This window comes from Microbacterium sp. Marseille-Q6648 (genome assembly GCF_943181415.1).
GTDB lineage: Bacteria > Actinomycetota > Actinomycetes > Actinomycetales > Microbacteriaceae > Microbacterium.
In genome coordinates this window covers 755,344-767,457 of sequence record NZ_CALPBZ010000001.1, presented here as the reverse complement: position 1 = coordinate 767,457, position 12,114 = coordinate 755,344, and the positions used below count along the sequence as shown (strand labels likewise).

At 70.9% G+C, this 12,114-nt stretch carries 11 protein-coding genes and 2 tRNA genes; 10 read left to right on the top strand and 3 right to left on the bottom strand.

Going from position 1 to position 12,114, the window contains the following annotated elements; genetic code table 11:
* Positions 1-13: 13 nt before the first annotated feature.
* From NFR93_RS03675 to NFR93_RS03655, 5 genes are all read left to right on the top strand, one after another.
* Positions 14-781: a fumarylacetoacetate hydrolase family protein gene (locus NFR93_RS03675; protein ID WP_251450096.1), complete on the top strand. Its 768-nt coding sequence runs from the start codon at positions 14-16 to the stop codon at positions 779-781.
* Positions 782-851: 70 nt separating this feature from the next.
* Complete coding sequence (locus NFR93_RS03670) at positions 852-2,090, top strand: MFS transporter (RefSeq protein ID WP_502846271.1); 1,239 nt, start codon at positions 852-854, stop codon at positions 2,088-2,090.
* The gene (locus tag NFR93_RS03665) at positions 2,083-2,877 is read left to right on the top strand and encodes a class I SAM-dependent methyltransferase (RefSeq protein WP_251450092.1); all 795 of its coding nucleotides are present in this window, start codon (positions 2,083-2,085) and stop codon (positions 2,875-2,877) included. Before NFR93_RS03670 ends, NFR93_RS03665 begins: the two co-directional genes overlap by 8 nt.
* 43 nt (positions 2,878-2,920) lie before the next feature.
* Positions 2,921-4,432 carry a glutamate--tRNA ligase gene (gltX, locus tag NFR93_RS03660; protein ID WP_251450090.1) on the top strand — a complete coding sequence of 504 codons (1,512 nt, stop codon included), beginning with the start codon at positions 2,921-2,923 and terminating at the stop codon, positions 4,430-4,432.
* 81 nt (positions 4,433-4,513) lie between these two features.
* A tRNA-Gln gene (locus NFR93_RS03655) sits at positions 4,514-4,585 on the top strand.
* A 20-nt stretch (positions 4,586-4,605) separates the two neighbouring features.
* Here NFR93_RS03655 and NFR93_RS03650 read toward each other — a convergent pair.
* The gene (locus tag NFR93_RS03650; RefSeq protein ID WP_251450088.1) at positions 4,606-5,532 is read right to left on the bottom strand and encodes an aminoglycoside phosphotransferase family protein; all 927 of its coding nucleotides are present in this window, start codon (positions 5,530-5,532) and stop codon (positions 4,606-4,608) included.
* A 112-nt stretch (positions 5,533-5,644) separates the two neighbouring features.
* Here NFR93_RS03650 and NFR93_RS03645 point away from each other — a divergent pair, with 112 nt between their 5' ends.
* The 4 genes from NFR93_RS03645 to NFR93_RS03630 are packed head-to-tail and all read left to right on the top strand — an operon-like array spanning position 5,645 to position 9,767.
* Positions 5,645-6,424: a DeoR/GlpR family DNA-binding transcription regulator gene (locus NFR93_RS03645; protein ID WP_251450086.1), complete on the top strand. Its 780-nt coding sequence runs from the start codon at positions 5,645-5,647 to the stop codon at positions 6,422-6,424.
* Complete coding sequence (locus NFR93_RS03640) at positions 6,421-7,368, top strand: 1-phosphofructokinase family hexose kinase (RefSeq protein WP_251450084.1); 948 nt, start codon at positions 6,421-6,423, stop codon at positions 7,366-7,368. The genes NFR93_RS03645 and NFR93_RS03640 overlap by 4 nt, the downstream gene beginning before the upstream one ends.
* A gap of 27 nt (positions 7,369-7,395) precedes the next feature.
* Complete coding sequence (locus NFR93_RS03635; RefSeq protein ID WP_251450082.1) at positions 7,396-9,471, top strand: PTS fructose transporter subunit IIABC; 2,076 nt, start codon at positions 7,396-7,398, stop codon at positions 9,469-9,471.
* Positions 9,472-9,497: 26 nt separating this feature from the next.
* Positions 9,498-9,767, top strand: coding sequence for an HPr family phosphocarrier protein (locus NFR93_RS03630; protein WP_251450080.1), 270 nt, complete (start codon positions 9,498-9,500; stop codon positions 9,765-9,767).
* Positions 9,768-9,868: 101 nt separating this feature from the next.
* On the opposite strand, the gene NFR93_RS03625 is transcribed toward NFR93_RS03630, so the two are convergent.
* A complete protein-coding gene (locus NFR93_RS03625; RefSeq protein ID WP_251450078.1) occupies positions 9,869-10,507 on the bottom strand; it encodes an MBL fold metallo-hydrolase in 639 nt (212 codons plus the stop codon).
* A gap of 107 nt (positions 10,508-10,614) precedes the next feature.
* Between NFR93_RS03625 and NFR93_RS03620 the strand changes: the two genes are divergently transcribed.
* Positions 10,615-10,690, top strand: a tRNA-Glu gene (locus NFR93_RS03620).
* Between the two features lie 256 nt (positions 10,691-10,946).
* Here the strand turns inward: NFR93_RS03620 and NFR93_RS03615 are convergent.
* Entirely contained in the window at positions 10,947-12,074 is a 1,128-nt protein-coding gene (locus NFR93_RS03615; RefSeq protein ID WP_028495383.1) for a site-specific integrase, read from the bottom strand.
* Positions 12,075-12,114: the final 40 nt, after the last annotated feature.

Genomic DNA, 12,114 nt, shown 5'->3' with positions numbered 1-12,114 from the left:
TTAGGGTGAACGGGTGAGAATCGCGCGTTTCAGCCACAACGGAGCCATCACCTACGGGATCGTCGACGACACCGACCTCGTCGTCCTGGCCGGTGACCCCATGTTCGCCGGGTTCGACACCACGGGGGAGCGGGTGCCGATCGCCGACGTCGCGCTGCTGGCGCCGGTGATCCCCCGATCGAAGGTGGTGTGCGTCGGCCGCAACTACCGCGACCATGCCGCGGAGCTCGGCAACGACGTGCCCGCCGCGCCCATGCTGTTCTTCAAGCCCAACACGTCCGTCATCGGGCCCGGCGACGCGATCGTGCTGCCACCGCAGTCGGAGCGCGTCGACTTCGAGGGTGAGCTCGCGGCCGTCATCGGCAGGATCGCCAAGAACGTGCCCGCCGAGCGCGCCCTCGACTACGTCTTCGGGTACACGATCGGCAACGACGTGACGGCGCGCGATCTGCAGCGCAGCGACGGGCAGTGGGCGCGGGCCAAGGGCTTCGACACCTTCTGCCCCCTCGGACCCGCGATCGAGACCGATTTCGACCCCACCGGCGATGCGGTCGTCACCACGCGGGTCAACGGCGACGTTCGTCAGCAGGGGCCGATCAGCGACATGATCTTCTCTCTGGCCGACGTCATCGCGTACGCCTCGGCGGCCTTCACCCTCCTTCCCGGGGACGTCATCCTCACGGGCACGCCCGCGGGCGTCGGGCCCTTCACCGCCGGCGACACCGTCGAAGTCGAGATCTCGGGCCTCGGGATCCTGCGCAATCCCGCGCGGAACGCGTAGGCCGGCGGTGGTCACGTCGCAGCCTCCGGATCCCACGGCGATCCCCGCCGAGGACGCGGATGCTGCGAGCCTGAGTCCCGGCGAGATCGCCCGCGTGCAACGCCGGACGGTCCGGGTGCTCTCGGCGGGCCAGGTCCTCGGTGGGCTGGCGTTCGGGGCGACGGTCTCGCTCGGGGCCGTGCTGGCCGCGGAGATCTCGGGGGACGAGGCGTTCTCGGGGCTCGCCGCGGCGGCGGTCACGCTCGGCACCGCCGTCTTCGCGGTTCCCCTGGCGTCGTTCGCTCGACGACGTGGGCGGCGCGTATCGCTGGCCACCGGCATGGCGCTCGCCCTCGTCGGGGTGATCCTCGTCGTCGGCGCCGCGGCTGCGGCATCCTTCCCGCTTCTGCTCCTCGCCTTCGGTCTCGTCGGTGCGGGCCAGGCGGTCAACCTGCAGACGCGATTCGCCGCGGCCGATCTCGCGAGCGACACCACGCGCGGCCGCGACCTGTCGATCGTGGTGTGGGCGACGACCATCGGCGCCGTGCTGGGCCCCAACCTCACCGGCCCCGGTGAGGCGCTCGGCCAGTTCGTCGGCATGCCACCGCTCACCGGCCCCTACCTCATCACCGCGGGCGCTCAGCTGGCGGGGATCCTCGTGTACCTCGTTGCGCTGCGCCCCGACCCGCTGCTGCTGGCTCAGCGCGTCGTCGCCTTCGCGGCGCGTTCGTCGGCGGCCCGTGCGATCGTCAAACCCGACGCGCCGACCGCAGCTCGCTTCGCGGTGTTCGCGATCGCCGCCGCGCACGGGGTGATGGTCTCGGTGATGGCCATGACGCCGGTGCACCTGCTGCACCAGGGCGCGACGCTCACCGTCATCGGGCTCACGATCAGCCTGCACATCGCCGGCATGTACGCCCTGTCACCCGTCTTCGGCGTCCTCGCCGACCGGATCGGACGCATCCCGGTCATCCTGCTGGGCCAGGTGCTGCTGGCCGCATCGCTGGTCACCGCGTCGCTCGGGCAGGACGCCACTGCGGCGGTGACCGTCGGACTCATCCTCCTCGGCCTCGGGTGGAGCGCCACCACCGTGGCGGGCTCGGCCCTGCTGACCGAGGCGTCGTCCGAACAGCAGCGCACACGTCGTCAGGGCTTCAGCGATCTGGTGATGAGCCTGGTCGGGGCCGCGGGAGCGATCCTGGCCGGGTTCGTGCTCGCCTGGATCGGGTACGGCGGGCTGGCGCTGGTGGTCGGGGTCGCGGTGGTCGCCACCGTCGTCCTCGCCCCGTTCGGCCGCATCCCCACGAAGACGGTGCCGGCCGATGGCTGAGTGGTCGGGTACGGGGCGCGCCTACGCCGAGTCTTTCGCTCGGCTGTGCGCAGGGGCGGTTCCGCCGCTGCTGGATGCCGTCGAGTCCGTGCGGGGAGCGCCGGCCGGGGGCCGCCTGCTCGACGTGGGCACGGGGCCGGGCACCGTCGCGGGTGCAGCCTCGGCGCGGGGGTACGCGGTGGTCGGGGTCGATCCGGAGGGGTCGATGCTCGCGGTCGCCCGGCGACGGCATCCCGACGTGCATTTCTCGGCCGCCGCTCTGCCGGACCTGCCGTTCGAGGACGGCTGGTTCGACGTGGTGACGGCGAGCTTCGTCCTCGGGCACGTCGCCGACCTGCAGGCGGCGGTCGCCGCGCTCGCCCGCGTGTGCACCGGGGACGGTGTGGTGGCGCTGACGTCGTGGCCCTCGGGCCGCAGCCCGCTCCGCCCCCTCTGGGAGGAAGTCCTCGCGCGCGGTGGCGCGGTCGGCTACCCGCCTGACAGCGGTCCTCGCGGGGGCGGTGCCGAGCGCTCGGCCGAGGGACTGGCCGACCTGCTGGCCGACGCCGGTCTCGGGCGCATACGCACCGGCACGCTCACCTGGACCTTCGAGATCGATCCCGACGACCTGTGGCGCGGCGTCGCCGGGGGAGTGGCGACCATCGGGGGCATCCACCGGTCGCTCGACGACGAAGGCCGCCGGGCACTCCGAGCCGTCTACGACGAGGTCGCCGGGACGAGGGCGGACAGCGACGGGATGCTGCGGGTGCCGCACTCCGCGATCCTCGCGGTGGGCACCCGGCGGTGACCGCGCCGGGATCGACCCGGCGGCGGATCTAGACTGGTCGGCGATGTCCTCCACACCCGATCCCCGCACCACCACCGCCACCGGCTCCGACGTGCGCGTGCGGTTCTGCCCGTCGCCCACCGGCCTGCCGCACGTCGGCCTCATCCGCACCGTGCTGTTCAACTGGGCCTACGCGCGCCACCACGGCGGCACCCTCGTGTTCCGCATCGAAGACACCGACGCGGCCCGCGACAGCGAGGAGAGCTACCAGCAGCTGCTCGAGGCGCTGCGGTGGCTCGAGATCGACTGGGACGAGGGCGTCGAGACCGGAGGCCCCCATGCGCCGTACCGGCAGTCGCAGCGTCACCACATCTACCGCGAGGTCCTCGACAAGCTCGTCGCCGCCGGCGCCGTCTACGAGAGCTACTCCACCGCCGAGGAGATCGACGCCCGCAACGAGGCCAACGGCCGCGCGAAGCAGCTCGGCTACGACAACTACGACCGGGATCTCACCGACGAGCAGAAGGCCGCGTTCCGGGCCGAGGGCCGTCAGCCGGCCTGGCGCCTGCGGGTGCCCGACGAGGACCTCACCTACGTCGACCTCATCCGCGGCGAGGTCACCTTCCCCGCCGGCTCCTTCCCCGACTTCGTGCTCGTGCGAGCCGGGGGAGTGCCGCTCTACCCGTTCGTGAACCCCGTCGACGACGCGCTGATGGGCATCACCCACGTCATCCGCGGCGAAGACCTCATGCCGTCGACCGCGCGCCAGCTCGCGCTGTACCGCGCCCTCGTCGACGCGGGCGTGACGACGTTCATCCCGCGCTTCGCCCACATGCCCCTCGTCCTCGGTGAGGTCGGCAACAAGAAGCTCTCCAAGCGCGACCCCAAGGCCGACCTCTTCCTGCAGCGGGAGAAGGGCTTCATCCACGAGGGACTCCTCAACTACCTCGCACTGCTGGGGTGGGCGATCGGTCCCGACCGTGACGTGTTCGGTCTCGACGAGCTCATCGCCGAGTTCGACATCGCCGATGTGAACCCCAACCCGGCGCGGTTCGACCAGAAGAAGGCCGAGTCGATCAACGGCGACCACATCCGGATGCTGGCCCCCGACGACTTCGCCGCCCGCATCGTCCCCTACCTGCAGACCGCCGGAGTGATCGGCCCGGAGCCGACGGCCGAGCAGGCGGCGCTCGTCGCGGCATCCGCCCCCCTCGTGCAGGAGCGCGTGCAGCTGCTCGGCGAGGTTCCGGGCATGCTGGGCTTTCTCTTCACGGATGAGATCGTCTACGCGGACGACGCGTTGTCGTCGCTTCCCGACAACGCGTCCGAGGTGCTGGTGGCCTCGGTGAGCGCGCTCGAGCTCGTTCCCGAGCCCGAGTTCACCGCATCGGCGGTGCAGGAGGCGCTGGCAGGCGCGCTCATCGAGGGCCTCGGACTGAAGCCTCGCGTGGCTTATGGACCTCTGCGCGTCGCGCTGAGCGGACGCCGCGTGTCGCCGCCGCTGTTCGAATCGATGGAGCTGCTCGGCAAGACCGAGTCGCTCCGGCGCCTCGGCGCACTGGTGGCCGCGCGCTGACGCGCCCGGCCACCGGTCGGTTTGGTCGAGGGGCCGAGGTCGACTAGACTCGATCCTCGGCACGACTTCGGTCGAAAGCCTTGGGGTATGGTGTAATTGGCAACACGGCTGATTCTGGTTCAGTTGTTCTTGGTTCGAGTCCAGGTACCCCAGCAAGACGATAAAACCCCCGCTCAGACGGGGGTTTCGTCATATGCGCCGACCTCGGCGACGATCTCGCGGCCGAGGTTCGCGTGCGCTGCGTCGCCGTCGCCGTGCTCGAGGAGCAGTGCGCCCACCGCGGCGGCCCACCCCTTCGCGCGTGTCCACGTCGCCCCATCGGCCCGGTACGCATCCATGAACGCCGCGCGTCCGCGCGCGTCGAAGACGACCCACGCGGCGGCGAGGTCGTAGGCGGGATCGCCGGCGGTGACGTCGCCGAAGTCGATGACGGCACGGAGGCGCTCGTCGCGCACGATGAGGTTGCCCGGATGGAGGTCGCCGTGGATCCAGACCGGTCGAAGGGTCCACGGCGGAGCGTCCACACCGCGCGACCACACGGTCACGAGCCGGGACGCGTCGCCGGGGGAGAGAAGGCCGCGATCCTGCAGGCCGCGGATCCGCGCGCGGGTGACGTCGCCGCGCTGGGCGAGCGGCACTCCGCGGTAGGGGTTGGCCGGCCACGGGTCGTCGGCGACGACGTGCAGGGCCGACAGTACAGCCGCCAGCTGCGCGGCCCACGGCGTCCGCGCGCTCCGGTCCGACGCCAGCCCCGTCGTCCCCGGGACCCACGGAACGACGGACCACGGCCAGGGGAACGCGGCGGTCGGCCCGCCCGCGGCGACGGGCGCCGGAACCCGGATGCCCGTCGGTGCGATGCGCGCACGGATGGCCGGAAGGGCCGATTGCTCGTGCCCGATGAGCGCAGCGGCGGACGCCCGCCGCGGAAGCCGCGCGCACAGGTCGTCCCCGATGCGCCACATCTCGCAGTCCCACCCGGAAGCCGCGCGCACGATCGACCGCTCAGCCAGAGCGCGGACTCCGGAACGGGCGTGGGCGGCGAGCAGTGAACGCACGAGAGCCTCGGTGATCGCGATGTCGGCGGGCGGTCGTTGCGGCACTCCCGCACCCTATCCGCGCGCAACGCCCGCCGCGTGTCAGCGGCGACGAATGTCTTGTTCTATGTGGGAATGTGTTGTACTGTGTGGGAAATCCCAGCGAAGGGCACGGACCATGTACGCAGCGGAGCGTCAGCAGCTCATCGAGCGCCGACTCCGTGCCGACGGGCGCGTGAGCGTCGTCGACCTCGCCCAGCGCTTCGACGTCACGACGGAGACCGTCCGCCGCGACCTCGACCTGCTCGAGACCGCCGGCCTGCTGCGACGGGTCCACGGCGGAGCGGTCCCGATCGACAGCGGCTCCACCGCTGAGGCGACCCTCGTCGAGCGCCGGAGCGTCCACAGCGCCGCGAAGGCCGCCATCGGTGCCCGCGCGGCGCGCGCGATCGGCGAGGGCTTCCAGGGCTCGGTCTACTTCGACGCCGGAACCACCACGGCCGCGGTCGCCCAGAGTCTCGCGCCGCGGCTGCGCGCCGGCGGCATCGAGATCGTCACCCACGCGCTGAGCCTGGCCGCAGAGCTGGCCGGGCAGTCCGGTGCGGACCTCACCGTCATCGGCGGCCGCGTCCGAGGCGTCACCGCTGCCGCCGTGGGCTCGGACACCGTCCGGACCATCGAGAACCTGCGGCCCGATGTGGCCTTCGTCGGCACGAACGGCGTCTCCGCCGGCTTCGGCCTGAGCACGCCCGACCCCGACGAGGCCGCCGTCAAGCGCGCGATCGTGAGTGCCGCGCGGCGTGTCGTCGTCGTCGCCGACCGTGACAAGCTCGGGCGCGAGCTGCTCGTCGGCTTCGGCGCACTGGCCGACGTGGACGTGCTCGTCAGCGACGCTCGGCCCGACGCCGAGCTCGCGCTCGCGCTGGCGGACGCCGATGTGGAGGTCTGGAACGCATGATCGTCACCCTCACCGCCCATCCGTCGCTCGATCGCACGGTGACGCTCGCCGCGCCGCTGCAGCCGGGCGAAGTGCAGACGGCGACGGCGTCGCGCGAGGATGCCGGAGGAAAGGGGATCAACGTCGCCCGGGTGATCGCGGCCGCCGGCGGAGCCACGCGCGCCGTCCTGCCCTTGGCGGTCGACGACCCCTTCGACGCGGCGCTGCGCGGGGCCGGTGTGGATGCCGTGCGCGTACCCGTGCGCGGTCACGTCCGAGCGAACATCACCATCACCGACCCCGCCGGGGTGACCACCAAGCTCAACCTGCCGGGCGCGATCCTCGACGCCGCCGAGCTGGACGCCCTCATCGCCGCGACCGTCGACGTCGCGCGAGGCGCCGACTGGCTCGTGCTGGCCGGATCCCTCCCACCCGGTGCGGGCGACGCGTTCTACGTCCAGGTCATCGCGGCGGTGCGCTCCGCCCTCGGTCCCGACGCCCCGCGCATCGCCGTGGACACATCCGGGCCGGCTCTGCGCGACGTCGTCGCTCATGGTGCCCCGGACCTCATCAAACCGAACGAGGACGAGCTCAGCGAGCTGACCGGCATCGCCCTCGATCCGGCGACGCCGCTCGTCGAGGATGTCGTGCGCATCGCGCGGCATCTCGTCCCCTCACGCACCGGCGCGGCCCTGATCACCCTCGGCGCGCACGGCGCGGTGTACCTGAGGGCCGACGCGGCCTGGGCGGCGACGCCGCCCCGGATCCAGGTCCGCAGCACCGTGGGCGCCGGCGACAGCTCGCTCGCCGGATTCCTGATCTCGGATGCCGCGGGCGGCACGCCCGAGGAATCCCTCGCCACCGGCATCCGCTACGGCGCTGCCGCTGCTTCGCTCCCGGGCACGCAGGCGCCCACGCCGAGCGATCTCCCTGACGGAACCGTCCCCGTCACCCGTCTGTTCTGAACCCCGCACCACCACCACGGAGGAACCATGTCCGACACCATCACCCCGGAGCTCGTCAGCCTCGACGAGACGCTCGGAGACGACAAAGCCGCCGTCATCCGTGCTCTCGCCGAGCGCGTGGCGGCCACCGGCCGCGCCACCGACGGCGCGGCACTGTTCACCGACGCCTGGGCCCGCGAGCAGAAGGACGAGACCGGCCTGCCCGGCGGCATCGCGATCCCGCACGCCAAGAGCGCCGCCGTCACGCAGCCCTCGCTCGCCTTCGCCCGCCTCGCCCCCGGGGTCGACTTCGGCGCGCCGGACGGCCCGGCCGATCTGGTGTTCCTGATCGCGGCGCCGGAAGGCGCCGCCGAAGCTCACTTGGCCGTGCTGTCCAAGCTCGCGCGCAGCCTGATGCAGGACGACTTCACCGCGGGTCTGCGAGCGGCCACCACCGCGGAGGAGGTCGTCGGCATCGTCCGCCGTGCCATCGGCGAGGAGGACTCCGCAGCCGCCCCGGCCGCGGCCCCCGCCGCGACAGCTGCCGCACCGACAGCTGCCGCACCGACCGCCGCGGCATCCGGGCTCGAGGTCGACGGCCGGCCCGCGCGCATCGTGGCGGTCACCGCGTGCGCCACCGGCATCGCCCACACGTTCATGGCCGCGGACGCGCTGACGGCCGCCGGCAAGAAGAACGGCGTCGACCTCGTCGTCGAGCCGCAGGGCTCCAGCGGCTATCAGGCGCTGCCCCGCGACGTGATCGACAACGCCGACGCCGTGATCTTCGCCACCGACGTCGACGTCCGCGAGCCCCAGCGCTTCGCGGGCAAGCCGGTCGTCCGCGCCGGAGTCAAGCGCGGCATCGAGCAGCCCGACCAGCTAATCGCCGACGCGGTCGCCGCCGCGAAGGACCCGAACGCGACGCGCGTGGGCGGCACGGCCACGGCCTCCGATTCCGCGCCCGCGGAGACCCTGTCGTGGGGTGCACGTATCCAGCGCATCCTGCTGACCGGCGTGAGCTACATGATCCCGTTCGTCGCCGGCGGCGGACTCCTCATCGCGCTCGGCTTCCTGCTCGGCGGCTACGACGTCACCGACAACGCGGGCACGATCATCACCCAGAACGCGCTGTGGAACCTCCCCGAGGGCGGCGAGAACCTGCTGCTCGGCAACGTCGGGCTCTACCTCGGTTCGGTCTTCTTCATGATCGGCGCCACATCGATGGGATTCCTGGTGTCGGCTCTGGCGGGCTACATCGCGTTCGCGATCGCCGACCGTCCCGGCATCGCGCCCGGCTTCGTCGCCGGTGCGGTGGCCGTCCTCATGAACGCCGGGTTCATCGGCGGCATCGTCGGAGGTCTGCTCGCCGGCTTCGTCGCGTGGTGGCTGGGCAGCCTCAGCGCCCCGCGCTGGCTGCGCGGTCTCATGCCGGTCGTGATCATCCCCCTCGTGGCGTCCATCGTGGCGTCGGGCCTGATGATCCTCTTCCTCGGCCGCCCGATCGCCGCTCTCATGGAGGGCCTCACCGTCTGGCTCAACGGCCTCGCCGGCACCTCGGGCATCGTTCTCGTCGGTGTGATCCTCGGTCTCATGATGTGCTTCGACCTCGGCGGCCCGGTCAACAAGGTGGCCTACGCCTTCGCGACCGCGGGCCTGGCCGCGGCCACGGCCGAAAACGCCACGCCGTACCTGATCATGGGCGCGGTCATGGCCGCGGGCATGGTCCCGCCGCTGGCCATGGCCCTCGCGTCGACCGTCCTCGCCCGCAACGTGTTCACCCCGGTGGAGCGCGAGAACGGCAAGGCCGCGTGGCTGCTCGGTGCGGCCTTCATCAGCGAGGGTGCGATCCCGTTCGCCGCGGCCGACCCGCTGCGCGTGATCCCCGCCTCGATGATCGGCGGTGCGGTGACCGGTGCGCTCACGATGGTCTTCGGCGTCCAGTCGCTGGCACCCCATGGCGGGATCTTCGTGTTCTTCGCCATCAACCCCATCTGGGGCTTCCTCATCGCCCTCGCGGCCGGTACCGTCGTGACGGCCCTGGTCGTCGTGGCCCTCAAGCGGTTCGTGGGCCGCAAGGAGCTCGAGCAGGCCGAGGCCCCCCTGAAGACCGCCGTCCCGGCGTGACCGACGAAATCGATCGAGGAGACGACATGGCAGAACGCACCGCCACCATCGCCAGCAGCTCAGGCCTGCACGCCCGCCCCGCGAAGCTCTTCGTGCAGGCGGTGCAGGAGAAGCCGGTCCCGGTGACGATCGCCGTCGACGGCGGGCCCGACCTCAACGCCGGCAGCATCCTGTCGCTCATGGGCCTCGGCGCCTCGCAGGGCACGGTCGTGACGCTGAAGGCCGAAGGCGAGGGTGCCGATCAGGCCCTCGACGAACTCGTCGCGCTGCTCGAGACCGACCTCGACGCCGAGTGAGAGGCCACTCCGGCACACGCCTCTGACGAGGCGACGGACCAGAAAGCGGATGCCGCGGCTCGAAGCCGGCGCGGCATCCGCTTTCTCCGTCTCGGAGCGACTCAGATGTCGGCGGCCTCGCCGACCTCGAGCTCGAGGAACTCCCCGCCGTCCTGCTCCACGGCCCACGCCAGCCGTGCTCTGCCCATCTGGCGACCGGCGACGGACAGCGTCATGTCGTGGGTGCCGAAGGCCTGCCGCGGGGCGACCTTCAGCACGAAGTCCATGGCGTCGCCGATCTTGAGCCAGGGCGCCCCGACCGGTGCCGCGAGGAGCTTCACCTCGGCCCCTCCGGGCACGGTGTACGAGTCGCCCGGGTAGTAGAAGGCGTCGTTGACGAGGACGCCGACGTTGTCGACCACGGGGATCGACTCGTGGATGAGCGCGTGCCTGCCCCCGAAGAACGTCAGACGGAACGGCCCGACCTCCCGGGTGTCGCCGGGGGCGACCCCCACGATGTCGAAGTCGGATGCCGCGGCCACGACACCCGCCGGCCCGTAGACCACGGCGTCGGGGAAGGTCCGCAGGATGCGGGTGAGGTGCTCGGGGGTCCAGTGGTCGGGGTGCTCATGGGTGATGACCACTCCCACCACCTGCTCGAGCTCGCCGAGGGGAGCGGTGAACGAGCCGGGATCGATCACCAGCGTCTTCCCGGCATCGTGGACGGTGAGCGTGGCGTGTTCGTATTTCGTGACTCGCATGGGTCGAGTCAACCGCCGCCACCGACCCTCGGCAAGGGCCGGAACCGGGACCCGTGTCGATTTGGCGGGCATCCGAACACATGCCATAATCGAACGGTTGCGAAAGCGGCCCCATCGTATAGCGGCCTAGTACGCCGCCCTCTCACGGCGGTAACGCGGGTTCGAATCCCGCTGGGGTCACCAACGAAAACCCCCGGTTATCCGGGGGTTTTCGTCATTCTCGGAGGACGTCCATGTGGGCGATGTTCGGATCTGCCCACATTTTGCCCACGGATCCCAGAGTCGTTGCCTGCAGATGGTCGGCTGGAAACGCGGATTTCGGGGCGTCTTTGCCAGGCTTTTGACCATCACTCCGTCTCGCCTTGAGGTCCCGAGGCGCAGCGATCGCACTCTGTCAGGCCGTGCTCGCCGGGGCGATGAGGCTCAAAGCGGGGTTTGTCTACTCGGTCTCAGCCACAGCGTAGAAGTCGCCGACAGTCGTCTGGAGAGCAGCCGCGTTGAGCGAGACCGCGACGGCATCGAGATCCTCCTCGAACAGGTCGGCGTACACGTCGAGGGTAACGCTGGCCTTGGCATGGCCGAGCATTCGCTGCACCGCTTTGACGTTCGCTCCGGCTGAGATCGCCAGAGACGCCGCCGTGTGGCGCAACTCGTGCGGAGTCAGGCCTGTCAACCCGATACTGGCAGCCGCGTCGTTGAACCAGCCGAGGCGAAAGACCGCGTTGCGCAACCACGTACCCGTGCGCTGACCGTAGAAGACCGGTGAGTGGGGGGACCGGCCGGCGATCTGGCGGGCGAGGTGCGGGCGGAGGAAAGCAGGAATGGGAATCGACCGGTGCTCGTAGTCCTTCGGCGCCTCCTCCCTCTGGTGGCCCTTCACCATGACGACCGTGGCCTCTACGTTGAGTCGGCTGCGTTCCAGGTCGACGTCCTTCACACGCAATCCCGACGCTTCGCCCCAACGGAGTCCGCAGTATGCCAGTACAAGCACGAGGATGTCGTAGCCCAGCTCGGCGCCGTTCGGTTGTCGGCCCACAGCTTGCGCGAGTGCTCCGACCTCGGCATGGCTGAGGTACCGCTTACGCTTCTGCACCGTCCTCGCCAGCCGCAGGGTCGCGGCGGGGTTATGAGACAGACGGCCATCCTCAACGGCGAGTTGAAGTGCGCCCGATAGCACGAGGACGATCTTGCGGACCGTGGCAGGTTCGCCAGGCAGCGTGGACGCCCATTGCTGCACCCCCAGTCGGGTCACGTCGCTGAGTGGCAGATGTCCAAGCTTCGGATTGACGTGCTTAGCGATGATCCCCTCGATGCGATCTCGGGTGGTCGCCCGCACGTCGGTGCGCGACGAGAGCCAGATTGCCATCCACTGCTCGACCGTGACGCGCGCCCTACCCGGATCGATGTAGCCGCCGCGAGCCTTGTCTAATTCGACTGACGCCAGAAAGAGTTCGGCCTCGCGCTTTGTTCGGAAGCCGCGCTTGTCCGTCTGGGTCTGGTCGGGCTTGCGGTATCGCACGCGGTACCGGCGGCCCTGCGCCGAATCGTATGGGGATATGCTGCCCATGCTCGAGAGTGTAGACAGGCCACCCGACATCGCCTCCGTC

Coding starts and splice junctions, on each gene's coding strand:
- NFR93_RS03645 (WP_251450086.1), top strand. CDS start 5,645: ATGTACGCAGCGGAGCGTCAGCAGCTCATCGAGCGCCGACTCCGTGCC.
- gltX (WP_251450090.1), top strand. CDS start 2,921: ATGTCCTCCACACCCGATCCCCGCACCACCACCGCCACCGGCTCCGAC.
- NFR93_RS03635 (WP_251450082.1), top strand. CDS start 7,396: ATGTCCGACACCATCACCCCGGAGCTCGTCAGCCTCGACGAGACGCTC.
- NFR93_RS03665 (WP_251450092.1), top strand. CDS start 2,083: ATGGCTGAGTGGTCGGGTACGGGGCGCGCCTACGCCGAGTCTTTCGCT.
- NFR93_RS03615 (WP_028495383.1), bottom strand. CDS start 12,074: ATGGGCAGCATATCCCCATACGATTCGGCGCAGGGCCGCCGGTACCGC.
- NFR93_RS03630 (WP_251450080.1), top strand. CDS start 9,498: ATGGCAGAACGCACCGCCACCATCGCCAGCAGCTCAGGCCTGCACGCC.
- NFR93_RS03640 (WP_251450084.1), top strand. CDS start 6,421: ATGATCGTCACCCTCACCGCCCATCCGTCGCTCGATCGCACGGTGACG.
- NFR93_RS03625 (WP_251450078.1), bottom strand. CDS start 10,507: ATGCGAGTCACGAAATACGAACACGCCACGCTCACCGTCCACGATGCC.